Annotated in this window: 20 protein-coding genes; 4 read left to right on the top strand and 16 right to left on the bottom strand. The window is 62.9% G+C overall.

The features are described from left to right. Window positions 1-22: 22 nt before the first annotated feature. Both HAV21_RS06285 and HAV21_RS06280 read right to left on the bottom strand, forming a co-directional pair. Window positions 23-1,771 carry a sigma-70 family RNA polymerase sigma factor gene (locus tag HAV21_RS06285; RefSeq protein WP_166841087.1) on the bottom strand — a complete coding sequence of 583 codons (1,749 nt, stop codon included), beginning with the start codon at window positions 1,769-1,771 and terminating at the stop codon, window positions 23-25. A gap of 216 nt (window positions 1,772-1,987) precedes the next feature. Beyond that, window positions 1,988-2,767 (bottom strand): SDR family oxidoreductase, encoded by a 780-nt coding sequence (locus HAV21_RS06280; protein ID WP_166841086.1) that lies wholly within the window; start codon window positions 2,765-2,767, stop codon window positions 1,988-1,990. 58 nt (window positions 2,768-2,825) lie between these two features. Between HAV21_RS06280 and HAV21_RS06275 the strand changes: the two genes are divergently transcribed. Then, window positions 2,826-4,130, top strand: a complete 1,305-nt coding sequence (locus HAV21_RS06275) for a BNR-4 repeat-containing protein (RefSeq protein WP_166841084.1) — start codon at window positions 2,826-2,828, stop codon at window positions 4,128-4,130. A 26-nt stretch (window positions 4,131-4,156) separates the two neighbouring features. Here the strand turns inward: HAV21_RS06275 and HAV21_RS06270 are convergent, their stop codons facing one another. The 7 genes from HAV21_RS06270 to HAV21_RS06240 form a co-directional block, all read right to left on the bottom strand. Continuing rightward, entirely contained in the window at window positions 4,157-4,903 is a 747-nt protein-coding gene (locus HAV21_RS06270) for an NUDIX hydrolase (protein ID WP_166841083.1), read from the bottom strand. Continuing rightward, window positions 4,900-6,039 (bottom strand): AAA family ATPase, encoded by a 1,140-nt coding sequence (locus tag HAV21_RS06265; protein WP_166841082.1) that lies wholly within the window; start codon window positions 6,037-6,039, stop codon window positions 4,900-4,902. Before HAV21_RS06265 ends, HAV21_RS06270 begins: the two co-directional genes overlap by 4 nt. Before the next feature lies 1 nt (window position 6,040). Beyond that, a complete protein-coding gene (gene pnuC, locus HAV21_RS06260; RefSeq protein ID WP_166841081.1) occupies window positions 6,041-6,703 on the bottom strand; it encodes a nicotinamide riboside transporter PnuC in 663 nt (220 codons plus the stop codon). Between the two features lie 158 nt (window positions 6,704-6,861). Continuing rightward, window positions 6,862-8,706, bottom strand: a complete 1,845-nt coding sequence (locus HAV21_RS06255; RefSeq protein WP_166841080.1) for an IucA/IucC family siderophore biosynthesis protein — start codon at window positions 8,704-8,706, stop codon at window positions 6,862-6,864. Further along, entirely contained in the window at window positions 8,703-9,293 is a 591-nt protein-coding gene (locus HAV21_RS06250) for a GNAT family N-acetyltransferase (RefSeq protein ID WP_166841078.1), read from the bottom strand. Before HAV21_RS06250 ends, HAV21_RS06255 begins: the two co-directional genes overlap by 4 nt. After that, window positions 9,290-10,633, bottom strand: coding sequence for a lysine N(6)-hydroxylase/L-ornithine N(5)-oxygenase family protein (locus tag HAV21_RS06245; RefSeq protein ID WP_166841076.1), 1,344 nt, complete (start codon window positions 10,631-10,633; stop codon window positions 9,290-9,292). Before HAV21_RS06245 ends, HAV21_RS06250 begins: the two co-directional genes overlap by 4 nt. Then, on the bottom strand, window positions 10,630-12,192 hold the full coding sequence (locus HAV21_RS06240) for an aspartate aminotransferase family protein (RefSeq protein ID WP_166841074.1): 1,563 nt from the start codon (window positions 12,190-12,192) through the stop codon (window positions 10,630-10,632). The genes HAV21_RS06245 and HAV21_RS06240 overlap by 4 nt, the downstream gene beginning before the upstream one ends. Window positions 12,193-12,480: 288 nt before the next feature. Between HAV21_RS06240 and HAV21_RS06235 the strand changes: the two genes are divergently transcribed. Then, window positions 12,481-12,852: a hypothetical protein gene (locus tag HAV21_RS06235; RefSeq protein ID WP_166841072.1), complete on the top strand. Its 372-nt coding sequence runs from the start codon at window positions 12,481-12,483 to the stop codon at window positions 12,850-12,852. Window positions 12,853-12,921: 69 nt separating this feature from the next. Here HAV21_RS06235 and HAV21_RS06230 read toward each other — a convergent pair whose 3' ends face one another. Continuing rightward, window positions 12,922-15,846, bottom strand: a complete 2,925-nt coding sequence (locus HAV21_RS06230; protein WP_166841069.1) for a DUF11 domain-containing protein — start codon at window positions 15,844-15,846, stop codon at window positions 12,922-12,924. Window positions 15,847-16,051: 205 nt separating this feature from the next. Continuing rightward, window positions 16,052-17,671 carry a sigma-70 family RNA polymerase sigma factor gene (locus tag HAV21_RS06225; protein ID WP_166841067.1) on the bottom strand — a complete coding sequence of 540 codons (1,620 nt, stop codon included), beginning with the start codon at window positions 17,669-17,671 and terminating at the stop codon, window positions 16,052-16,054. A 118-nt stretch (window positions 17,672-17,789) separates the two neighbouring features. Between HAV21_RS06225 and HAV21_RS06220 the strand changes: the two genes are divergently transcribed. After that, window positions 17,790-18,368: a hypothetical protein gene (locus tag HAV21_RS06220; RefSeq protein ID WP_166841065.1), complete on the top strand. Its 579-nt coding sequence runs from the start codon at window positions 17,790-17,792 to the stop codon at window positions 18,366-18,368. A 4-nt stretch (window positions 18,369-18,372) separates the two neighbouring features. Here the strand turns inward: HAV21_RS06220 and HAV21_RS06215 are convergent, their stop codons facing one another. Both HAV21_RS06215 and HAV21_RS06210 read right to left on the bottom strand, forming a co-directional pair. Further along, a complete protein-coding gene (locus HAV21_RS06215) occupies window positions 18,373-18,729 on the bottom strand; it encodes a GNAT family N-acetyltransferase (RefSeq protein WP_142937065.1) in 357 nt (118 codons plus the stop codon). After that, entirely contained in the window at window positions 18,726-20,081 is a 1,356-nt protein-coding gene (locus HAV21_RS06210) for an acyltransferase (RefSeq protein ID WP_166841063.1), read from the bottom strand. Before HAV21_RS06210 ends, HAV21_RS06215 begins: the two co-directional genes overlap by 4 nt. 155 nt (window positions 20,082-20,236) lie before the next feature. Here HAV21_RS06210 and HAV21_RS06205 point away from each other — a divergent pair, with 155 nt between their 5' ends. Next, window positions 20,237-20,656 carry a VOC family protein gene (locus HAV21_RS06205; protein WP_166841061.1) on the top strand — a complete coding sequence of 140 codons (420 nt, stop codon included), beginning with the start codon at window positions 20,237-20,239 and terminating at the stop codon, window positions 20,654-20,656. A 67-nt stretch (window positions 20,657-20,723) separates the two neighbouring features. On the opposite strand, the gene HAV21_RS06200 is transcribed toward HAV21_RS06205, so the two are convergent. Genes HAV21_RS06200 through HAV21_RS06190 form a run of 3 tightly spaced genes read right to left on the bottom strand, consistent with a single transcriptional unit; the run spans window position 20,724 to window position 23,496 of the window. Next, window positions 20,724-21,116, bottom strand: coding sequence for a DUF1304 domain-containing protein (locus HAV21_RS06200; protein WP_142937068.1), 393 nt, complete (start codon window positions 21,114-21,116; stop codon window positions 20,724-20,726). 38 nt (window positions 21,117-21,154) lie between these two features. After that, window positions 21,155-22,030 carry a class II fructose-bisphosphate aldolase gene (locus tag HAV21_RS06195; RefSeq protein ID WP_166841059.1) on the bottom strand — a complete coding sequence of 292 codons (876 nt, stop codon included), beginning with the start codon at window positions 22,028-22,030 and terminating at the stop codon, window positions 21,155-21,157. After that, window positions 22,030-23,496, bottom strand: a complete 1,467-nt coding sequence (locus tag HAV21_RS06190; RefSeq protein ID WP_166841057.1) for a GntP family transporter — start codon at window positions 23,494-23,496, stop codon at window positions 22,030-22,032. Before HAV21_RS06190 ends, HAV21_RS06195 begins: the two co-directional genes overlap by 1 nt. Between the last annotated feature and the right edge of the window lie 75 nt (window positions 23,497-23,571).

The following is a 23,571-nucleotide window of genomic DNA, read 5'->3' as shown; positions in this document are numbered from 1 at the left end:
CCTGCTGTCGGGCGTTGTCAAGCTAGAAGGTGTTGGAAAAGGTCACCGTCCCTATGCCTGTGCCGCTGAATGCGTAGTCGAGCGTAGCCACCTCCGCCTCGTCCTGCTTGGAAATTCCGAGCAGGAACGTCAAATTATCCGGGTCCACGGCGGTGCTGGTGCAACGGAATTGCGTTGTGGCAGCAGCCTCCTTTAAACAGGTCCAGCCCGCCGGTTCAACGAGCTTGCCCGGGATCATGTCCGTGCCGGCGGAAATCGTAAAGACCACCTCGGCGGACGCGGGCACCGCCGTTTGGTCCTTGAGGCGGAAAGTGACAGTGACGTTGGTGTCCGACGCCGTTGTGCCCGGCTCAGCGGTGAACGTGGCCGTCACTGCAGGCAATGGAGCCGGCGTTTCGCTGGGGCCGGGGCTCGGCGTGGGGATGGGCGTTGGGCTTGCTGTCGGGTTCGGCGAAGGACTTACGGAAGGTGCCGGCGTGGGCTGCAGCGGCGGCAAGGTGGCAGGGTCCGAAGGTGCAATGGTAGGCAATGGCTGAAGCGCTGGCGGCAGAGTTTCACCCGGCGATGGCCACGGACTGGGTAAGGGGCCGGGGTCTGGTGTGGTGCTGGGCGGGAAGGGGTAGAAGGCCGGCTTCTCGGGGCTGCCTTGGGACGGATCGCTGAAGTCCGGAAATAGCGGATACTCCTCCGAAATGTCCTCAGCAACCGGTGGGATCAGCGGATTCGTGGGCTCACCCGGGGATGGCGATGCACCCGCAATCGGCGGCTCGGAGGTGGTGGCGCCCGCAACTCCCAGCGCCATGGCGGCACTCGCTGCCACTGCTGCCACCGCCAAGACGCCAGCGCCCACTTTCCAGGGCAGGGAAATTCCCCGGGGTTCCACCCCGCGGATGACGGTGCCGCCTGGTGCCGACCCAGTGCCACCGGCTCCCCCGCCTCCGCCTGCGAGCGCAGGGAAGGCCGAGCTGAAGGCTACCCCTGCTACCAGCGGGAAGATCCATGCGCGCATGGCGGACTGAACGTCACTGAGGTCAAGGAGCAGGGCGGTGCATTTGGGGCAGCCTTCCAGATGTTCCTGCACCCGGGCTTGCTTGCGCCTGCTCAGTCCTTCGCGCGAGTACGCACCCAATTGCGTTGAGTATTCCTCGCAGTCTTCCCCTGCCGATGTACTGATGTGGTTTTGGAGGTACGCCTGGCGCAGGCCCTCCCGCGCCCGGAGTGCGAGTGCGGACACTCCATTGGGCGTCAGGCCCATGAGCGGCGAAGCTGCTGCAGGCTTCAGCCCTTCAATGTCCACGTACCAAAGGACTTCCTGCCAGCGTTCCGGTAGGGACCGGAACGCCTGAGCCACCGCCGCCGATTCGAACGTCGCTACGGCGGGATCATCATGGGCATCCACGGTATCCAAAATGTACGATTCGGATGTCGGGCTGGTACGGGTCGCGTCCCGGTTGACGCGGTGGGCCACACGCCGAACCGCGGTCAGCAGATAGGCGCGGAAAAAGGAATCGGGCCCCTTTCCGGCAGCCAGGGACTGATAGACCGAGGCAAACGCGTCCGCCACAACATCGTCAACATCAGCAAAATTGTCCAGCTGGGCGGCGGCCACGGTTCGAGCCATGGACTGATGCCGCGCATAGAGCGTCTCGAACGCGGCCGTGGTTCCTGCTCGGACAAGCAGCACCAGGTGTGCGTCGCTGTCCTCGACGGCGACCGTTCCGCCGTCGTGTCCTCCCTGCCTGGAGCCGTCCGTGGGAGCTGCCTCGTCCATGCGTTACCTGCTTCGGACACGGCATGGTTCGCGGGAAAGCGGGACGACTCGCGGGCCCCGTTTGCGGGACCACGCTGCTGTAGCCCCAGCGCAGCAGCCGCGCCCGGTGCCGCACTCCAGCATCAGCCTAAAGCCCGCCACCCCGTCAGGAAAGCAGCGGCAGGACAATTTTTGGGGCTTATGGTTCCGGGGCTTATGGTTCCAACGGCCGGCGAGCTAGGGTTCCAACGGCCGGCGAGGCGGGCCGGACGTGAGCTTCGCCGGGAGGACACGGGCGAAGAAGCTGACCACCTTGTACCGACGCGTCGGAATGGAGACTGCCTTGCCTTTGGCGTTGTCCTCCAGCCCTTCGCGCACTACGCGATCGGCTGTCAGCCATAGGAATCGGGGTGCAACGGATTTGTCCATGCCCATGCGATCGTGGAATTCGGTGTGGGTGAAACCGGGGCAAACGGCTGTGACCTGCACGCCGGATTTCGCGTAGGCGATGTTGGCCCACCGGCTGAAGGTCACTTGCCAGGCTTTGGCTGCAGAGTAGGTGCCCCTATTGGCGAACGCTGCCACACTGGCGACGTTAATGATCCGTCCCTTCCCCCGGGCCAGCATGACTTCCAATGCCGCGTGGCTCAGCTCCATGGGTGTCTGGACGTGGAGCCGCAGGTGCCGGCGTTCCTCGTCCAGCTCATTCCGTTCGAACGACTTCAACAGCCCGATTCCGGCATTGTTAACAAGGACATCCACAGGCCGTGCAGCGTCCCGCAAACGGTCTGCGACGGCTGAGACGCCGACGTCGGTGGTCAAGTCCGCGGAAAGGACCTCCGCCGAGATACTGAAGTCGCGTTCAAGTTCCTCGGCTGTTTCTTTGAGGCGCTGTTCATCCCGGGCTACCAGGATCAGGTGGTGTCCGGCTTCGGCAAGTTGGCGGGCGAATTCTGCACCGAGACCGGCGGTGGCCCCGGTTACCAAGGCTGTAAGTTCGTTGGCTCGAGTGGTCATGCGCCTAGACTAGTACCCACACCGGAATTGAAACGATGCAAAGCGGCAAAGGATTCCCATGGTCAACTCTTTCCCCCAAGAGCCACTTGCCCTCAACAACAACGGGGCGTGGTGTTGGTTCCAGGACGAGCGCGCACTGATCGACCCCGCAAACAACACCTTGCTGGTGGGCTCGGTCGCTGCACCTGAAGGACAGGGTGGTGCGGAACGTGGCGGCAACATTGAAGTTGCGGAGGTGAACCTTGCTACCGGTCAGAGCCGCGTCCACGTACTCCATGAAAGGTTGGAGTCCGATGACCACAACGCTCCCGCCCTCCTCATCCGGCCCGACGGCCACTATGTGGCGATGTATGCCAAGCACAAAACGGACAACTACTCCCGCTGGCGCGTCTCCACCAAGCCGCACGACGCTTCCCAGTGGGAACCGGAGCAGCAGTTCGATTGGACGGAACTCGCCGACGGTCGCGGCGCCACCTACTCCAACCTGCACGCTCTAAGCACCGAAGGCCGGGTCTACAATTTTGTCCGCGCCATCAACGACGACCCCACGCTGATGATTTCCGAGGACCACGGCAGCACCTGGAGCTACGGCGGCAAGCTCTTCACCCGCCCCAAAATCGGCTACGTCAACGGCTACACCCGCTATGCCGGCAACGGCACGGACCGGATCGACCTCATCACCACGGACCACCACCCACGCGACTACAACAACAGCATTTACCACGGCTACATCCAGGGCGATGCGCTCCACGACGCCGAGGGCAAGGTGGTCAGCAAGCCCGTGATCGGCTCAGCCGGGATCAACCAGACGGCCCTCACCACCGTTTTCGAAGCCGGGTTAACGCTCGACGGCGATGTCCTCACCCATGGCTGGACTACTGACCTTCGCCGGCGGGGCACGGAACTCGCGGCGATCCTCACGTGCCGGGCCAACGACGTGAACGGTCCGCTGCAGCGGGAGCAAATGCTCGACGTCGACGATCACCGCCTGCTGTACGCCCGCTTTGATGGGTTGCGCTGGAAGCTGCATCCCCTCGCCGTCGCCGGTCCCGGCTTGCTACCGCACGAGCAGGACTACACCGGGCTGGGTGCTGTGGACCCGAACAACCTGGATCGCGTCTACATCTCCGCACCCGTGGACCCGCGAACCGGTGCAACCACTGCGCACTACGAGATCTACCGGGGCCGGACTTCCGATTCCGGCGCCAGCTGGACATGGGAAGCCATCACCGAGGGATCGGATGTGGACAACCTCCGGCCCATGGTCATTCCCGGCGATCCCTCGGTCCACGCAGTGTGCTGGTTCCGGGGATCAATGAGCTCGTCGCAGAGCTACTCCACGGAGGTATTGCTGCTTCTCTAACGCGCTACATGGGTTGTTGGGTTGGCCTAGTTCGTTGGGTTCGCCATGGGCGGATGGATGTGCCGGTCAGTGGCGGTGAACAGCGCTGCCGGGGCACCACCGGTAGCCGCCCTCGCCTTCCGGCCTGTGGCAGTCAGGTGGGGCATCATCTTTCGGGTGAAGTTTCCCGCCGGAAGGGTGGTGTCCCACACTGCGTCGTAGACGGTGCGAAGCTGCGTCAAGGTGAACTCATGCGGCAGCAGGCGGGCTGCGACCGTGGTGTATTCCATCTTGCCGGCCAGCCGCCGCAGACCGTCCTGCAGGATTTCGAGGTGATCGAAGGCCAGATCGTTGCTGCGCAGGACGTCGTGGACAGGGTGCCACGCAGCAGCTGCGGCGTCGGACCCTGCGGCAAGCCCCGGCAGGACACTCCCGTCCGTCGCGAGCAGGGCCAGGTGGGCAACGGAAACAACTCGCATCCGCGGGTCCCTATCCGGGCTGGTGTACGTGGCCAACTGCTCGATGTGTACCGGCAACTTCCCAAGGTCCAGCCCCGTCTCTTCTACGAGCTCCCGTTGTGCCGCTTGTTCGGCAGACTCCTTAGGTCCGACGAAACCACCGGGCAGCGCCAGCGCATCCTTAAACGGATGCCCGCCCCTGCGAACCAGCGCCACGTTCAAAGCGCCCGCGGACACCGCGAAGACCACCAGATCTGCGGTGAGGGCCACGGACGGGTAATCCCCGGGGTTATAGCTTTGGAGGAATTCCTTCGCGGACTGTGAATTCGCCGTCATGCCGATGCCCTTTCCAGAACGGATGGGGCCACAACGGATGGGGCCAGAACGGTTCGGCTTGCCCACGGCGGTGAAGTGAATCCGCTCCGTTGCGCAAGGATGAGGTCAATCGTCTCGACGGCAGTCTTCACACGCCGATCATGGTCACCTGTGACCAGAATCCAGGAATGCCCCTCCTCGGTCAGGGTTTCCTTGAACCACTCGGTCATTTCTGCCCGCCGGTGCTCGCCTTCACGCCACCCGTCGTCTTCAAAGTCCACGCCCTCGTGATCGGTGATCAAGTACAGATCCCTGCGGGGCAGAACATCTGCCGCGTGGAAGGAGCCAAAGCTTCCTTCGCCGAGGTAGTACCGCTCCCACAGCGTGGTGGCCAGGGCATCGGTGTCTGCTATCACCAAGGGGCAAGCATCCGCTGCCGCGTTTTCCATCGCGTTCTGCCGTGCGCCAATCAAACTGAAGTCCTCGGCGGTCCACACCATGTCCTCTATACCGGCGTCGGGCGTCTCCGAGCGGAGGCGGTGGAACTTCTCGTAGGTGAACTGACGGCCATACTCGGGGACGTCGGCAATCCGGGGGAATCTCGGCCGGTAATGTTCGGTCAGCGCGTTGGCCAAAGTGGTGGTGCCAGTGGACTCGGCGCCCACCACGATGATCCGCGTTGCCAGTTCCTGGCGGGCGGGAGCGATGATGTACGGCCATGAGGTGCCGAGGTCCTCCCTGCACATGGTGCCGCTGATCGGATAGGCCCGCCGGGACGGGTCCACCGGCACGTGCTCTGCTCCGAAAGCCGCAGCAAGGCGTGAACCGTATTCTTCGGAGCTGAAGACCGCGTCGATTGTTGTCACACCATGGCTCTTCACGGCCAGCCGCATCAGCTCGTTCTGGGCAGTCCAAATTTCGTCCGAGTGGTAGTCCTCGGGGCAGTCATTGCGCATTCCGAAGATTTCCACTCCGTGGACGTCATCGAATTCAGCGGCCAGCCACCTGACCCGTTCATCAATAGTGATGGACTCAAAACGGCTGCCAAGTACCAGGACGGCAACCTTCCGGGACTGGGCCGCGGCGGTGGCTATCAAATGTGCGTGGCCCGCGTGCGGCGGGTAGAACTTGCCGATGACCAATGCTTGCTTGTACATCTCAGGCTCCTGCCTTGATGGCTTCGGGGGTGGCCGGCGTTGCAGCGCTTCGGGTGCGCTTCCAGTCGATGAGTCCATAAACGCAGAGAGCGAGAAACCCGAGGTAGAGGATGGCGGTCAACGTCAGGCCGCGGCTGAAGTAGAGCGGGATGGAGACCACATCGATGAAGATCCACACGTACCAGTGCTGGAAGATCTTTTTGGCCTGCCCGTAGGTGGCCACCAGGGATGCGGTCAGCACGAAGGCATCCGGCCACGGAACCTGGGAATCGGTTCCGTGGGTGAGGACCATCGCCACGGCTGCAGTGCCGGCTGCCGTGGCCCCGAGGCCGAGGAACAACTCATTGCGGCTCGCATCGCGGATGGGGAGGTCGTTCCGGCTCCCGGTGCCAGCCGTGCCGCGGATCCAGTTGTACCAACCGTAGACAGCGACGGCGGCGAAAATGACCTGCAGGACGGTTTCACCGTAAAGACCGGCTCCCAGGAACAGGATAATGAACGCGATGTTGTTCAGGATTCCGATGGGCCAGTTCCACAGCTTCTGCTTCGCGACTCCGTAGACGCAGGCGGCGCCGGTGACGAAACCAATAATCTCGATCCAGCTCACCGGAGTGCCGAAGAGGTTGGGGATTGCCGCGGAGTTCATCCAGTCGAGCAGCGCCATCGTCGTCATCCTTCAGTTCATTATTATCATTCTGACAATAATGACTGTACCAGGGTTATCGTCACTTTGACAATAACCCCGTGGAGGGCGATGACGGCAGGGACCGCAGGCAAGTCTTCCCCTGCGGCCCCTGCTGTATTTGCTATCTCTGGTGCAGCCTAGGCGAACTTAGCCAAGGGGTTGGCCAAGCGGCCGGCCATCTGGAGCCCGCCGGAGGGATCGGAGATGTCCAGCATCTGCTGGTTGTTCCTCAATTGCAGGCGATTGAGGCAGGACAACTCAAAGTCCGGCGCAAAGAGATCGTGCATAGCGAACTGGTCAGCAAGCTCCGGGTGGCGCTGCTGGTACTCCCGCAGTACGGAGGCAGCGGTCCCCCAGAACTCGTCCTCCCGCAGCGTCCCGTCCTCCACAAGGATGGCTCCGAGGAAGCGGAAAATGCAGTCGAACACGTCCGTGAAAATGGCCAGGACCATTTCCTCGGCAGGGATCTCAGCCTTGACACGGGAGACCTCCTCCGGAAGCTCCAGCCTGTCCCCCATGACCACAATTTCCTCGGCGATGTCCTTCATGATCGCGCGCACAGGCACGCCGTTTTCGAGGATCAGGATGACGTTCTCACCGTGCGGCATGAAAGCGAGCTCGTACTCATAGAGGCAGTGGACCAGCGGCACGAGGTAGGCCTCGAAGTAGCGGCGAAGCCACTCGGTGGGCGCCAGGCCGGACCGGGAAATCAGTGCGGAAACCACGGAGTTTCCGGACAAATCCACGTGCAGCAAGGAGGCCATGGTGGCCAACTGCTGGCCGTCCTCCAGCAGAGGCAGCGGACTTTCCCTCCACAGGGCCGAGAGCATCTTGCGGTAGGGCGAACCCTTGGCCGAGGCAGCCTCGTAGTAATGGTTGTAGTACCCGATTGCCGCGGTTTCACGGATCATGGCCAGGCCCCGGTTCTGGAGCTCCTGGTCATTGCCGATCAGTTCCTGCAACCAGTCATTGATGGCCGGAGTTGCCTTCATATACTGCGGAGACAACCCGCGCATGAAGCCCATGTTCAGCACGGACATGGCCGTCTTGACGTAGGCCTTCTCCGGGAAATCGGTATTGAAGAACGTACGAATGGACTGCTGCGCCTGGTACGAATCTTCGCCCGTACCAAGGTTCACGATGTGGCGCTGGGCGATTTCTGCCGCGAACGTCACCGTGAGCTTGTTGTCCCACTGCCACGGGTGGACGGGCATGAGGAGGTAGTCCTCCGGATCCAGCCCGGATGCGGACAGTTCCGCGTTGAACCACGCAAGAGTGGCCGGCCCCAGTTCAGCCTCGAAGTGCGTCCGGTAATCCAGCCCAGCACTCGATGTGAACACAGCCTTGCTGCGGTGCACGGCTATCCACTGCAGCTTCACGGTTGCACCGGTCTCCGGAGCGAACGCGTGGTAGTCCGCAATCCCGAATCCAAGCCTGCCGTTGTTGGCCACGAAACAAGGGTGGCCCTCGGTCATGCTGTGCTCAATGGCCTGGAAATCAGCGGCCCGGTCAGTCCCACCCGTGATGCCCGCGGCCAATTCGGCCGAGCTGAACGGCTTGCCCTGTTTGTAGGCATGGCTGGCCAGCGTGCTGCTGATTTCCTCCAGATACACGGGCAGCATTTCCTGGCGGATGGCCAGGGCCTCGTGGAACTCGGCAATGAAGTCCAAGGCATCCACAGGGAGCTCTTTGCCGTCCCGCAACCGAACGATGGATTCGGCGGTGACTGACCAGTGCTCCAATTGCAGCAGCTTGGCGCGGAAACGGTATTCCGTAGCGTCGTCATCGCTCACCACCTTGTAAAGCCCCACGCCGGCGCCCTCCTGGCGGATCAGCTCCGGGACCAGGATGCGCTCGTGCGAGAATTCGGCGATCGCCTTTCGGACCAGGTGCCGGTTGGCGGCTGCCCAGCGTTCCGGGGTCAGGTGGGACACGGAATCAACAGCCGCAGTGGTGGTGGCGTTATCGGCAGTGGTGGTCACAGGAATTCTCCTCTGGTCGCCGCGGCAGGCGCGGCCAGAATCGGGGTCAGGGTAGCGAGAAAATCCTCACGGGTGCAGAAGCTCAGCAGCCCTTGCTTATGGTCTTCGGCGGGGTCGACGGCGGGAAGGGTCACCACGCCGTGCGGCCGGAAACCGACCTTCTCGTTCAGGACATGGATTTTGTGGTTGCGGGCGTCAGGCTCGACGACGACCCGCCGGGTCACCGGGTCGGCGAACAGTTCCGCCATCACGGACTGCATGACGCCGGTGGTAAAACCAGGCTGGGGATCGCCTGCGGGCGGTGACACCAGAAGGTGCATGCCAACATCACCGGGTTGGACCTCGTAGACGTCTGCCAGCGGCGAGGACTCCGGCCGGTACCGCTCCATGAGGAAGGCGGGGACGCCGTCGTCGAGCCCCAAAAAGGCTTGGTGATGGCCCGATTCGGCAATCTTGGAGTACTCCTCCACAACATCCTGCTCGGTGGCCGAAACCATGCCCCAGAATCGCGCGTATTCCTGACTCACCCAGCTGTGGAGGACAGGTGCGTCCGCTACGGGATCGACGGGCCGGAAGGTGAAGCTCATACTGTTGCCCCCGCTGCCTCAGCGACGTTGGCAGGCACGGCAGCAGGCGCGCCGAACTGCTGGAACGCGATGCTGCGCTCGATCGGGTAGACCTCACGGCCGGTGATCTCGCGCAGGATGCAGGAGTTCCGGTACGCAGCCATGCCGAGGTCCGGGGTGACGAAGCCGTGGGTGTGCAGCTCGGCGTTCTGGACGAAGATTTCGCCAGCCTCCACACCGGTGCCGTAGTTCCGATCGACGTCGAAACGGCCCTTGGAGTCGCGGCGGATCCGGTCCTGGATACCGGCCAGGAAGGCGGGCTCCTTGTAGCTGTACCCGGTGGCGAGGACCACGGCTTCGGACTCCAGGCTGTAGCTCTTCCCGTGCTCCTCGTGGTGCAGCTGGAGCGTGTGGGTGCCCGTGGCAGCGTCCCACTCCGCGGCGGTGAGCGACGAGTGCGTGTGCAGCTGCGTGTCCACCATTCCGGAGAGGCTCTTGGTGTACAGGAGATCGTAGATGTCGTCGATCAGGTCCGAGTTGATGCCCTTGTAGAGGTTCTTCTGGCTCTTGATCAGGGAATCGCGCTGCTCCCCCGGGAGCGAGTGGAAGTAGTCAACGTACTCCGGCGAGGTCATCTCCAGGGTGAGCTTGGTGTACTCCAGCGGGAAGAAACGGCCCGAGCGCGTGACCCAGTTGAGCTGGTAGCCATACACATCAATTTCCTGAAGCAACTCGTAGTACAGCTCCGCGGCGCTCTGTCCACTTCCCACGATGGTGATGCTGCGCTTGGACTGCAGCTCACTCTTCCTCGACAGGTAATCGGCGTTGTGGAGGACAAGTCCTCCGACGTCCACAATTCCTGCACAAGAATCCGGAACATACGGCGAGGTGCCGGTGCCCAGGACCAGCTTGCGGGCGCGAAGCACCTCAGCCCCCTCCGGACCCTGCACCGAGAGCCGGTACACGCCGTCGTCGTACGTCACATCAAGCACATCCGTGCTAAAACGAACCGACTCAAGCTGGCCAGCCACCCACTGACAGTACTGGTTGTACTCGGCACGCAGCGGGTAGAAGTTCTCGCGGATATAGAAACGGTAGAGGCGGCCTGTCTGCTTCAGGAAGTTCAAGAAGGAGAACGGCGACGTCGGATCGGCGAGCGTCACGAGGTCCGCCATGAACGGAACCTGCAGGTGCGCCGGCTCCAGCATCATGCCAGGGTGCCAGTCGAAGGACTCACGGCGGTCCAGGAACACGCAGTCCAGGTTCTCCACAGGCTCGCTCAGCGCGGCCAGGCCCAGGTTGAAAGGCCCGACGCCGATGCCTGCGACGTCGTAGATCTTGCCGTTGTCTTGGGTGCTCACGCTGCAGCCTCCGTGGTGTTCGCCAGCAGCTCGCTGCCCGTCCGGCGGATAAGTTCGATGATTTCCTGGATGTCCCTCAGGCTCGCCTCGGCGTTGAGGAGGGTGAACTTGAGGTAGTGGCGGCCAGCCACCTTGGTGCCGGCAACTACGGCCTCCCCGGAGGCGAAGATCGCGGCGCGAATGGCGGGGTTGAGGACGTCCGCGGCGTCGTCGTCGAGGGCTGCACCGTCCACCATCGGGCGGTAGCGGAATACCAAAGTGCTCAACTGCGGTGCGGCGGCGAGCTCAAACTCGGCGTCCTCAGCCAGCAAGGTCCCCACCCGGGCAGCGAGGTCGATCGCTTCGTCGAAGAGCGCCCCGATTGCATCCGCACCCATGATGCGGAGGGTCAGCCACAGCTTAAGGGCATCGAAGCGGCGGGTGGTCTGAATGCTCTTGTCCACCTGGTTGGGGATTTCGGCCTTCGCCGCGCTCTCCGGGTTCAGGTAGTCCGCATAGTAGGTGACATGGCACATCATGGACCCGTTGCGGACCAGCACCGCGCTGGAGCTGACGGGCTGGAAGAAGGTCTTGTGGAAGTCGACGGTAACCGAGTCCGCAAGGTGGATCTCGTTGAGGAGGTGGCGGTGCCTGCCGGAAACGATCAGCCCTCCACCGTAGGCGCCGTCCACGTGGAGCCAGGAATCGTAGGCGCGAACCAGTGCGGCCAGTTCGGAGAGCGGGTCAACCGAACCGAAGTCAGTGGTCCCGGCAGTGGCTACAACCGCCATCGGCACCAGTCCGGCGTCGTGCGCTTCTGCCAAAGCAGCCGCGAGTGCAGCGGGGTCCATGCGGTGGTCTTCGGTGGTGGGCACGGCAATCACGGCGTCGAAGCCCAGGCCCAACATGGACGCGGACTTCTGGATGCTGAAGTGGCTGTCCGCGGACGTGAAAATCCGGAGCCGGTCCAGCAGATGCGGCAGGCGGGCGTCCCCGTTCGTCGCCCGCAGCTTGGCGACCGCGTGATTGCGGGCAATCAGCAGCGCTTGGAAGTTGGACTGGCTGCCGCCCGAGGTGAACACGCCGTCAGCGTCCGCATCGAAACCAATGCGCTCCGCGGTCCAATCGATGAGGCGGCGCTCGATCATGGTGGCACCCGCGCTCTGATCCCAGGTGTCCATGGACGAGTTCACGGCCGAGAGCACGGCTTCACCTACCAGCGCGGGGATGACCACCGGGCAGTTCAGGTGGGCGGCGTAGCGGGAATCGTGGAAGTAGATGGCGTCCTTGAGGTAGAGATCGTCCAGTTCTTCCAGGGCAGCGGCCGTGTCAGGCAGCGGACGCTCCAGGTCCACGGCACCAACTTTCGCCTTCAGTTCTGCATGCCCGACGCCGGTAAACGGCTGGGAGGTCCGCTGGACTTTGGTGGAAACCGCATTGACCCCCTGGAGGACCTGAGCGACGTAACTGGGTGAATTTCGTGCGTTGAACAGCTGGTTTGTGGCAGCGAGGGCCAGTTCCACTTTGGAGCCAAAATCCTGCTCCTGAGCGATCCGCTCTTCGACACTAGGTGACGTCACGTCAGCTTCCTTCCATTGCGTTGGGGCGCTTGTTAGCAAGGTAAGCCTTACTTAGGTAAGCCTTTCCGTCAAACTTTTGTGACCTATTTCGCCTAGAAGGCGGTTTCTCGCGTTTTTCCCGCCCGGGACCGCGTCATTGACTTTCCATCCAGCGACATTGGGTGCAAAATGTGGCTCGCTTTTCGGCCACCCGAAACGTCCACAGCCACCAGCAGCTGCCACCTGCGGCTCGCATCGGGCAGGGAGTAGAGTGCAAGGACTATCGGCAACAAGCGGTTGGGGGACCTCATGCAAGACCACGTTCACGAACGCATCGGTTTCCGCGAAATCGACGAGCACGGCAACGCCATGCCCGCCGTCAGCCCTCACGCGCCCGAACCCGCGGACCCCACGCAGAAACGCGCTTCGCCCAACCCCTTCATCATTGCGCTGTGGGTGCTGGATGCGGGGCTGTTGGGCTTCGGGTTTTGGGCCTTGACCGAAGCAGCGGCAGCGATGGCAGGACCAACACAGTTCAACACATCGGCGCAGCTCAGCTTCATGCTGATGTCCTACACCCCGTACGTACTCCTGGGCGGCCTGCTGCTGGCCGCCGCCCTGCTCTTCTGGCACGCAGTTCAGTGGCAACGCAAGAGGCCCTCACCAACAAACTCCGTATAACCGACACAGCACGCGGCACCGGGGATGGGTCCCGGCCGCCGCGTACTTTATGCCCTATGCCTATGAACGCTAGCGGCGTCCACTGAGGAACATGAAAAGCCCAAACCCGGTAACCAGCAGACTGATGGGTAGCACCGTGAGGACAGCCCCCGTGCTGGCCAGGAATCCCTCAGGCTGGCCAGGGACATCCGAAGTCCCGGGGGCATTGGCGGCTCCCGCAGGAGTGGTTGCCGGTTCCGGGTCATCCCCGTCCCCGGACGTACCCGATGGAGGATTCCTACCCGATCCCGGATTCGTACCCGCCGCAGGAGCCGTACCCTCCGGTGGTGCAGCCCCATCCGGGGAGACCGGAGGAAAGGTTACAGTAACCCGCGCTGGTGGAGTGATCACCGGGAGTTCCCGCGGAGGCGTACCAGTTGCCGTGGCCGAATAGGTGACGTTTCCGGAGTTGGTATCGGCCTGGGTGACCGCATAACGTGCCGTAGCGGTGACAGTTTCACCGGGTAACAGGGTTCCTGCGGCACCGGGCCAGGCGTAGTCCAGATCCGTGAGACCCTGCATCTGATGGGCCACTGCCACAGCCGTCAGTGGCGCACTCCCGGTGTTGTGCAGGGTGAACCTGTACACGAGCATCTCGCCCACCCGCGTCGGGTCTCCCAGCGCGGAAGCGTCCCCGGTTATCCCGAACTCCAATGTCGAGATGGTGTTCAGCGTAGTGCCTGTTTCACTCTGCGGCGGCGTGACGGAAGGACCCACGGGAGGAGTACCTGTGGCGGACGCGCTACTGACCACCCGGCCGGCGTCGATATCCGCCTGAGTGAGCGTATACGTTGCCGCGGCCGTCACGGATTGGCCGGGGAGAATCACGCCCGGAGTACCCGGCCAGTTGTAGTCCAAGGAGGAAAGGCCAACCAGCGGAGCATCGATTTCCACGTCCTTGAGCGTGACGTTGCCGCTATTGGTCGAGGTGAAGGTGTAGGCGATGACATCGCCCACTTTCGACACCTCAGCATCGGGTTTCCTTGAAGATCCGGTGAACTGCATGGCCGGCGCCATCACCAAGGGAGTGTCTGCAACGCCGGTATGTGGAGTGACAGGCGGACCCGCGGGAGGGTTCCCGGTAGCCCAAGCACTGTTGGCGACGTTGCCGGCGTCGATGTCCGCTTGGGTAATGGCATACGATGCGGTCGCTACCAGCAGCTGGCCGGGAAGAAGCTCCCCCGGAATGCCTGGCCAGTTGTAGGCCATGGCAGAAAGGACAGGCTTCGAATCGTTGATCACTACGTCGGTCAGTGTGACGTTTCCCGTATTCCTTACCGTCAACGAGTACCCGATCCGGTCCCCCACAACTGCAGGTGACCGGACGGCGGAAGCGTCGGCCAGGACAGTGAACTCCATGTCCGGCGCCGAGTCGGCCGTGGTGGCCACCACACAGCTGATGTCGGCACCGGCGACGGGAACGATGGCAAGCCAACCGGGGAAGGCCGCGCCGTTGGGTAGGTCCGGCTGCAGTCCGTGGGCGTCGGCACAAGTGATGTTCTTGTCATAGCCGGACAGGTTTGTGCCCGATTGAGTGAGGTAATACGTGGCGCCCGCTGCGGCAACGTACTGGCCAGTGGTGCCGGAACCCGCAGTGACCGTGGCACCGGACCCCGTGGTGGTGGAGTTCACGCTACTGCCCACCACCGGCCCATCGGCCGAGCCTGCCCGGATTTCAGTGGTGAACTGGTCCGAATTCTGCAGGCGTGTCGCATTCAGAGCCGTGCTCATTTCCAGGCGCGGGGCGCGCACGGTCAGGGCAGCGTTCGCTGGCGGGACCAGGTTGGTGGCCATAGAGGCAGGACCGTCAGCGTACGTTCCCTCTACTGCAGCGGTGACGTCCACCGTGATGGTGCACGACGACATGCCCGGCGCCATATCACCGCCGGTCACGGAAATCGAGGGACTTCCGGCCGCCGCAGTCCGCAGCATCGGGCTGGTCCCTGGCGACTGTTCACACGTCCCGCCGAGGTTGGGGGTAGCGGCCACCACAACTCCGGCGGGGAGGGTGTCCGTGAAGAACCAGTCATTCTTCGCTGCCAGTTCATCGGTGTTGGTGACCGTCAGGGTCATTCGGGACGTACCGCCAGGACCCACCAGGGAAGGAGTGAAGGCTTTGTCCAGCTGCGGTGTGACGTCCACAATCTGCGGGAGGTCGAACGCCACATCATTGCCGGCTCCGGTAGTGGTCTCATTCCGGAGTTCCAGACCAAGGGTGGGGTTGATGGTGCCAGCCGGGATTTGGTAGGGAACGGATTGCAGTTTGGTGACGTGAACGCTGGCCTGGGTGCTGCTGCCACACGGATCAAGCCCGGCGCTGAGGACTTGCCGCGTCCCATTGACGAGGAGGCTGAAGGTCTGGCTGGCGTGTGCTGCATGGCAGTTCACTTGGGCGAAGTATGCGGACACAGCGTAGTAGTGGCCCGCTATTGCCGGAACAGCGTTCCCCTCTGTACGGAACTGCACACCGGCCGCGATGCTTCCGGCGGCACTGTTGGTGTACTCGGACAACACCTGATTTCCGGCAGCTTGCTCCGCGCTCTGCCCCTGTGCCAAGCCTAGCGCCACGGCCATCTGCTGGACCTGCGCCCAACCGGCCGGCTGGTTCCTGAGGCAACCGGAGTCAGCCGTGGGCAACGGAGTGAAGGAGTTCAGAATCCAGCCGTCGCATTCGCCGCCCGCCGGCGTGTAGGGCGTGTCGGCTACATAGCTTTCATGGGCTGCTGCTGGACCACCCTTATAGTCCAGGATGCCGATTGCCCCGGCCGTGGCGTCCTCGTTGGAGAAGTCCTCAACGTAAACAGTAGTGCCTGCCTGGGCCGCACCAGGTGTTCCAGGCGCCGTGGCCCAGGCAGCCTGCACTAAGGCTCCACCCAACCCCAGCGACATCACGGCCGTCATCAAAGCCGTAGCGATCATGCCCGCAAGAAGCTTGCGTGGACGTACGTCCTTCATGGGTTTTCCTCAGTGCGCTCAACCAGATGTTCTTGTCGTTGAAAAATCAATGCATCCAACGGGGGCACCGAAAACACAGGAGACCCGAACTTAAGGTGAGGGCAGCGGCCGAATCATGACGCGGAAATCCGAAAAACTTTTTGGGAATCCATCATTTGCCGCGCCAAGGACAAGCCGTCAAGCACAAGCAGTGGGCACAAGTTGCCTAGTGATAGGCGTTGGCGAAGGACTTGTTGGCAATGCCTCGGCCGCCAAACTGGTAATTGAGCATCCCTCCGCGGGCAGCATCCGGCAGGGCGACGCCAAGCCGGAACGCAAGATCGTGAGCGGCCATTGAGGTCGTGACGCAACGGACTTGACGGGGTTGGGAAGCCGTTCCGGCGCACGTCCACCCAGTGGGAGCAGCAGTCCTGTCCGCCACGAAAGTCGCCTGGTCCGGGAGGGTAAAGACCACTTCTCCCGTTGTGGGCGACCCCTCGCCGTCCACCGCGAACTCCACACGGAGCTCCCGTTCCCCGGAACCGGAGCCGGCAGCTGAGGCGAACGTCGCATCGACCGTTTGCGTTTCAGGTGCCGTAGGGCTGGAAGCCGCGGGCGCCGCCGTCGACGACACCGTCCCGGAGTCCACCACCACGGCACTGCGCTTCCCCTCCGCTGGCTGAGTCTCGACGGCGGTGGGTTTCGGCTCGGCGGCCACGGGCGTCTCTGCAGCGGGAACCTGGGCAAGACCCGGTGACACCCCGGTAGCCTCGACCCCCGGCGTTGGGGGTGGCGAAGGCGTTGTAGTTGGCGAGGGTGTTGTGGCTGGAGCTGACGTCGCGTGGACCGGAGGGACTTTCGCACCACCGTCCCCAGCAGCATCGGACTCGGTGGCGGCAGTGGGTTGAAGCAACCATCCGAGGACTCCCACCAGCGCCAGTACTCCCACCACGATCGCCGCCGCTATCTTCCACACGTGGCTGACGCTGCGCGCCGCGATGGTCCCTGGGGTTATGGCTGCTGATCCAAGCGACGCATACGCGGCCGGACTGAAGGCGATGCCCGTCACCAAGGGGAACAGGATGGCCCTCATGCCGCCTTGGACGTCGTTAAGTTCCATCAGCAGGGCAGTGCACTTGGCACAGCCGTCCAGGTGAATCCTGACTCTCTCCGCAGAGGTGCGTCTCAGGGCGTTGCGGGCGTACTTTCCCAATTGGCTGGCGTACTCTTCGCAGCCGTCATCCATCGTCTGGCTGATGTGCTGCTGGAGGTAGGCCTGACGCAGTCCTTCCCTCGCCCGGAGGGCCAACGACGAGACGCCATTGGGAGTGAGCCCCACCAGCGGAGCCGCCGCGGCCGGCTTCAGGCCTTCAATGTCCAGGTGCCAGAGTACGGCCTGCCAGCGTTCGGGCAAGGACTTGAACGCCCTGGCCATGATGCTGGACTCGAGGTCGTTGAGGACGGGGTCGCTGTCCAATACAGCGGAATCCAGGACGGCGTCGTCGGCAGCAGTCGGCATTCGTCGGGCCCTGCGGTTCCGGTCGTGAGCCGTGCGGCGCACCACGGTCAGGAGATAGGAACGGAAGAACTCCTTGGGCCCCTTGCCTTCGGTCAGCAACTGGAAGACTGTGGCAAATGACTCAGCAACAACATCGTCGGCGTCACTGGGATTGTCGGTCTGGGCACGAGCCACATATTGGGCAATCTTCAGGTGCCGCTCATAGAGGACGTCGAAGGCTTCCGTAACCCCCTGACGCACCATGGAAATGATGTGGGGATCGCTTTCAGCGGCCATTGCGAGGGCTGAGGAGTCCCCGCCGCCCTTTACCGAAGTTACATGATCCATAAGCAGTAGTGTGACATCAGATTCCGCGTGACTTGAATCGCGCTCGTCATACCTGTAGAGAACTCATGTTTTTGCATTTTTCGCGTCACGATTCCGTACTTGGCAGCACTAGTGAGTCATGACCTTCCCAACCGCCGCACTGAGCCGAGGAAAAACCGGCGTCCGGCGCCCCCTCCTGAAGTTGACGCGTGCACTCCACCAAAAGGCCCACCGGCGTCAGGGGGGCGTGGTTCGGGGATTGCCGCACTGCCGCTCCGGACTGCTTGCCCGCAAGAAGAACGCGGGACATGTCGCCTTGGTCTACGGCGCGGACAGGACTTGGGCCATTCCGGGCGATACTGTCATTTTCACGGCATGGATCACCAACGACTCGGGCAGTTACCTGCGGGACATCGCCTTGATACCGCGTTCCTTCACCAACGAGGGCATGGAGGTACTCCACTACACCACTGAACCTGTCCAGCGGGATCTTGAAATCAGCCGCCTGGCCCCTGGCCAATCAGTGATGCGGAGCTTCTCCTACCTGGTCACGGACTCCGATCACCTGCACGGCGGAAGCCTGGTCAGTGCAATGCAGGTCCGGGCCACGTGTCGGGGACAGCTCATCGCCGATGAGCATGACGCCTTGGTCTCCCTCAGCGGAACACCACCGATCTGGCCGTTCCAGACCACCACGGTCCAACGCAAAAAGAGCTGAACGTCTACTCGTTGTTCGGTTGGCCCACAGGCTTCTCAGCAGGCCAATCAACGTCCTGTTCGTAGCCCTCGTGCTTCTTCAAGTACGCGGCAATGTAAGGGCAATGCGGGATGATCCGCTTTCCGGACGCCACCACATCATCCAACGCAAAGTGCGCCAGTACTTTCGCCAGGCCCTGGCCGTTGAACCCCGGCTTCGTCTCAGTGTGAATGAAATCAATATGACCGGGCTTGTCCATGAACTGGGAAATCACGGCCAACTCTCCGTCCACATGTAGCTCATAGCGGTGAAATTTGTCGTTGCGCACTGTGGTGACGCCAGGGCGGAACGACTCTGCCAGTGAATCCGTGTACTCGGTCATGTTTCGAGATTGGCACGTAAATCCGGCTCTGGCAACGTCCGCAACCGCTCCACGGATACTTCCGCGTCCTCCCGCAGCGGCGGTTGCACCACCGGCGTCGGAACCCTTCCGAGAAGAAGGACGGCAAGGGCGAAGCAGGCCGCTCCCCCGCCCAACAGTGCCAGCGTCAAACCGTTCAAGGCGGCATCAGCCACCGGGACTAAAACCACGACGCCGGCCGTCACCACAGCGGAACGCAACGGACCGCGGGCGTGGCTGGCCGCCGTCGGACGGTTCTCCAAGCGACCAAGAAGCCACACCACAGGGACCAACAGGGCTACAACCGCGAAAAAGACGGGTATTCGCGCCCACCACCACTCTGCGGTCCCGGCCGACGGCTTGGGAACATTAGTGAGCAGCAGCAACCCGGACATGCCCACCAGGAGCGGAAGATGCCACAGATAGATGGTCATGGAGTGCCGTCCTGCAACGGCTATGACTGCCTGGATCCAACGGAAGCCGGCGATCGCCCGAAGACCGGGGTGCAGCAACTGGAGTGTTGCGGCTTGGGAAATGCCCAAGAGGAGCAGGCAGAAATTGGGCGGGTTCAGGTTAACCACCATGTTCCCCGGGTACACGGCCACACCGGTCACCACGCCGAGCAAGAGGTTGCTGGAGACGATGGCCCCAACCAGCCAGGTGCGGCTCCTGTGCTCGAAGAAGCCGTCAGCCATCAGAAAGCCCAGGTGTTGGACGGCGCACCAGAGGAAGATCATGTTCGCGAACGCCAGGACGGGAATGGCGCCGCGAAGGGAATCGACTGTAATGATCAGGGCCACCAGGGCGGCGAATGTCTGAAGTGGCGCGCGTTCGTGAAATCGGGCCATCAGGGGAATGCTGAGTTGCGCTGTGAGGTAGGCCGCCAGGAACCAGAGCGGCATGGCGGCGCCGGCGGTCATTAACTGGATGACCTGCGGGTGGACACCCAGCAGCAGCGCGATCCACAGCCCTCCCCACATGATCGCCAGCAAAGCCATGGCCGGACGCACCAAGCGCAGGAGCCGCACCTGGGCGAAGTCGAATCCAGTCCCGCCAAGCGCCTTCAGCCGACGCCATGATTGCAGACCTGTCACACCGCCCAGGACGAAGAACAACGGCACGATCATGAGGCCCCAAGCCACAGGGGTGAACCAACCCTGCTCCATCAGCACGTTAACGGTAGTGACCGTCCCGTCCTTGTGCAGGACCGGGCTGACCATCATGCAGTGCGCGGCCACCACCAGGAGCAGGCAGGTGAACCGGACAAGGTCGATCACCGGGTCCCGTTGCACAGCCGTCGCCTTGCCGGCGGTAGGATTCGCATCCATCTCCATGGCTCCCCTGCAGTGGCACGCATTTGCGTGCTGACTTCATTGTCCGCCCGGCTGAGGTACGGGACCAGCAGGCGGGGCGCCTGTCCCTTCCGGAATATCAGCTACCGCAGAATTGCCTCTGGACGGCTCATGGAAACACCGGCAGGATCAGAGGCATGACTACGTCGATTTTCGTCAACCTGCCCGTCAGCGACCTTGAAGCATCCAAGGCCTTCTACACGGCCCTTGGCTACACCATCAACCCTAATTTCACCGATGACACTGCAGCCTGCGTGGTCTTCAGCGACACCATTTATGCCATGCTCCTGACCCATGCCAAGTTCAGCGAATTCACCAAGCAGCCCATCGCGGACACGCACAACACGACGGCGGCCATTGTCGCCATTTCTGCCGATAGCCGTGAAGACGTGGATGCCTTGGCCGCCAAGGCGCTCGAAGCCGGCGGGTCCGAAACCTACGACGCCCAGGACCTTGGTTTCATGTACAGCCGCGCATTCCGTGACCTGGATGGCCACCACTGGGAAGTCCTGTGGATGGACGACGCAGCGGCACAATCCGGTCCCCCGGAGTCCTAAGCCCGCGAGTTTTTGTACAGCAGATGCCCTTCAGAAGGCGTTTTCAGGGCATCTGCTGTACAAAAACTCAGGAGGTTGTAACGGCGATGATTCCAAGCACGACGGCGAGCAACGGCGTTGTGCCTTGGAGCGTTGCTGCGCGGAGGTACTTTTTTCCACTGGCGGCGAGGACGAGTGCCGCGAGGAGCATGGAACCACAGCTGCTGAAGACGAGGGTCCAGCCGACCTGGGTTGCACCCATGGCTACTGCGACGATGCCGATCAACGCGCCAATGGCAAGGAACAGATTGTAGAAGCCTTGGTTGTAGGCGAGCGGCTTGGTCGTTTCCGCGTCGGCCTGAGAGGTGATGCTGAACGTTTTCCAGGTCTTGGGCTTGGTCCAGGTAATGGACTCCATGGTGAAGATGTAGACGTGGAGCAGGGCGGCTATCGTCGCAAAAATCAGGGAGGCCAGGATCATGGTTTGATCCTAGCCTCCCTGTGTTCTTGAACTTGGCCCTAGGCGCTGAGCAACTCCAGCGTGGCGCCGGCGAACGTGGCAGCCGAGCCGTTCCAGCGGGCCAGCAAACCCTGCAGATTCTCACCGTCGGCCCGGTGTGCAGCGGTTTCAGCTTCGAGAGTGGACAGGATTCCCGTGCGCAGCTCCGTGTTGAAGTTCACCTTGCCCACCTGCAGAGAAGGGGCCTTCGCGAGCTCATCCGCTGGAATGCCCGACGCACCATGGAGTACCAGCGGCACCTCGGTGTTATCGGCAACTTCCTGCAGCACGTCCCAACGGATGTTCGGCTCGCCCTTGTACTTTCCGTGCACGTTGCCCACCGCGACGGCGAGCAGCTGCGCACCCGTTCGCGCCACGAAGTCAGCCACCTGCGTGGGGTTGGTGAGCCCCGCAACTGAAGTGCCGGCGTCGTGCGCTGAATCTTCGGCACCAAACGCCTTGTCCTCGTCACCCGCAAGGCCGCCGAGTTCAGCCTCGATGACGACGTCGGAGGCACCTTGCGCGTCCAGCGCGGCACGGACTTCGCGGACCAGGGCGATGTTGTCCTCGTAGGGCAAGGACGAACCGTCGGCCAGAACGGCGTCTGCACCGGCGGCCACCGAGTCGAGGATGACCTTGAGATCCGAAGCGTGGTCCAGTTGGACCGAAACCGGGACGCCGGCGTCGTCGGCGAGGCCGCGCAGGGCTGCAATGAGGCGCAGGCCGTTGGGTGTGGACGCAGTCTTTGGAGCGACGAGCAGGATCACGCCCAGCCGGGCTTCCTCCGCCGCCTCAACAACAGCCAACGCGGTGGTGAAGTCGTAGCAGGTGAAGGCCGGAACAGCGGAGCCGGACGCCAGGGCTGAGTTGACCAAGTGGTCGAGTGTGGCGCGCATCAGTGGGCCAGGCCTCCCACCAGGATCCAGGCGACATACGTCAGCGCAAAGCCGGCCAGGCCCAGGATGGTGGTGAGAACGGTCCAGGTCCTGAGGCCGTCGGAAACCGTGAGGCCGTAGTAGCGGATCACGGTCCAGAAGCCCGCGTCCGTGACGTGGGACAAACCGAGCGAACCGAAACCAATGGCGATGACGATCACGGCGATCTGGGCCGGCGAGTAGCCGCCCTCCATCACAGCGGAGGTGAGCAGGCCGGTGGTGGTCACGATGGCCACTGTGGCCGAACCCTGCGCGGCGCGCAGTGCCAGGGAGATGATGAATCCGAGGACAATCACCGGAAGGCCCAGGCTGTCCAGCGTGTGCGATAGTGCGGCGCCGATGCCCGAGGTGCGGAGGACTTCGCCGAAGACACCGCCTGCAGCAACCACCATGAGGATGGAGGCGATGGGAGGCAGTGCGCCCTCGAAGATCTCGCCGGTCTCCTTGAGGGACCAGTTACGGCGAACGGCCAGCAGGAAGAAGGACAGCGCCACGGCCACCAGGAGCGCGAAGAACGGGTTGCCAATGAACGCAGCCACGCCGTACCAGTAGTTGTCCTTGGGGAGGGTCAGCGTGCCGACGGTGCCGAGGAGGATCTGGACGATCGGAGCGGCGATCAGGAACATGATCAGGCCGGGGCGGGGAGGAGCGATTGCGCGGGCGCCGGGGCCGTCGTGGCCCACGTGGACCAGGGATTCGGAGCCGAACTCTTCCACCTGCTGCTTCACACCGGGGAGGAGCTCGTACTCCTTGCGGTTCATGATGCTGGCAACCCAGTAAGAGAGGAATCCGAGGGGGATGCAGATGATGAGCGAGATCATGGTGATGAGCCCGATGTCCGCGCCGAAGACGCCGGCACCGGCCACGATGCCCGGGTGCGGCGGGACTGCGACGTGGATGGACAGCATGATGCCGGCCATGGGCAGGCCGAACTTGATGGGGTGAACGTTCGCGATCTTGGCGAAGGCGTAGACGATGGGGACCAGGACGATCACGCCAACCTCGAAGAACACAGGGATGGCCACCAGGAAGCCCACGGCCGTCAGAGCGACAGCAACACGCTTGGCACCGAGCTTCTCCGTGAAATGCGTGGCCAGTGACTGCACGCCACCGGACACCTCGATCATGCGGCCAAGAATGGCACCGAGGGCGATCAGCAACGCAACCTTGCCCATGGTGCTGCCAACGCCGGTGGTCACCACGGTGAAGATGTCCTTGAGCGGGATCTGGGCTGCGACGCCCACCAGGATGCTGACCGCCAGCAGGGCAACAAAGGCCTGGATCTTGAAGCGGATGATTAGCACCAGCAACAGGGCGATCCCGGCCGCGGCGATGGTCAGCAGAAGCGGTGTTCCCAGCTCCACTGCGGGCTTGATGGCGGGGGCATCGGCCGCCCGAACCATCAGCGAGTTGACGAGGGGGTTCATTGGGGGTGTCTCCTTTGACATACCAGTCTAGGGAAGACCGGCGGAGGTAGCGACGACGGCGAAGGGGGGACCGCC

The sequence above is a fragment of the Paenarthrobacter sp. MSM-2-10-13 genome (genome assembly GCF_011605365.1).
Lineage (GTDB): Bacteria > Actinomycetota > Actinomycetes > Actinomycetales > Micrococcaceae > Arthrobacter.
The sequence above is the reverse complement of the archived record's forward strand: the minus strand, read 5'-3'. Positions and strand labels throughout refer to the sequence as shown.

Bases quoted from the DNA above. Each gene is read 5' to 3' on its own strand.
- HAV21_RS06285 (WP_166841087.1), bottom strand. From the start codon at position 1,771: ATGGACGAGGCAGCTCCCACGGACGGCTCCAGGCAGGGAGGACACGAC.
- HAV21_RS06280 (WP_166841086.1), bottom strand. From the start codon at position 2,767: ATGACCACTCGAGCCAACGAACTTACAGCCTTGGTAACCGGGGCCACC.
- HAV21_RS06275 (WP_166841084.1), top strand. From the start codon at position 2,826: ATGGTCAACTCTTTCCCCCAAGAGCCACTTGCCCTCAACAACAACGGG.
- HAV21_RS06270 (WP_166841083.1), bottom strand. From the start codon at position 4,903: ATGACGGCGAATTCACAGTCCGCGAAGGAATTCCTCCAAAGCTATAAC.
- HAV21_RS06265 (WP_166841082.1), bottom strand. From the start codon at position 6,039: ATGTACAAGCAAGCATTGGTCATCGGCAAGTTCTACCCGCCGCACGCG.
- pnuC (WP_166841081.1), bottom strand. From the start codon at position 6,703: ATGGCGCTGCTCGACTGGATGAACTCCGCGGCAATCCCCAACCTCTTC.
- HAV21_RS06250 (WP_166841078.1), bottom strand. From the start codon at position 9,293: ATGAGCTTCACCTTCCGGCCCGTCGATCCCGTAGCGGACGCACCTGTC.
- HAV21_RS06235 (WP_166841072.1), top strand. From the start codon at position 12,481: ATGCAAGACCACGTTCACGAACGCATCGGTTTCCGCGAAATCGACGAG.
- HAV21_RS06230 (WP_166841069.1), bottom strand. From the start codon at position 15,846: ATGAAGGACGTACGTCCACGCAAGCTTCTTGCGGGCATGATCGCTACG.
- HAV21_RS06225 (WP_166841067.1), bottom strand. From the start codon at position 17,671: ATGGATCATGTAACTTCGGTAAAGGGCGGCGGGGACTCCTCAGCCCTC.
- HAV21_RS06220 (WP_166841065.1), top strand. From the start codon at position 17,790: ATGACCTTCCCAACCGCCGCACTGAGCCGAGGAAAAACCGGCGTCCGG.
- HAV21_RS06215 (WP_142937065.1), bottom strand. From the start codon at position 18,729: ATGACCGAGTACACGGATTCACTGGCAGAGTCGTTCCGCCCTGGCGTC.
- HAV21_RS06210 (WP_166841063.1), bottom strand. From the start codon at position 20,081: ATGGAGATGGATGCGAATCCTACCGCCGGCAAGGCGACGGCTGTGCAA.
- HAV21_RS06205 (WP_166841061.1), top strand. From the start codon at position 20,237: ATGACTACGTCGATTTTCGTCAACCTGCCCGTCAGCGACCTTGAAGCA.
- HAV21_RS06200 (WP_142937068.1), bottom strand. From the start codon at position 21,116: ATGATCCTGGCCTCCCTGATTTTTGCGACGATAGCCGCCCTGCTCCAC.
- HAV21_RS06195 (WP_166841059.1), bottom strand. From the start codon at position 22,030: ATGCGCGCCACACTCGACCACTTGGTCAACTCAGCCCTGGCGTCCGGC.
- HAV21_RS06190 (WP_166841057.1), bottom strand. From the start codon at position 23,496: ATGAACCCCCTCGTCAACTCGCTGATGGTTCGGGCGGCCGATGCCCCC.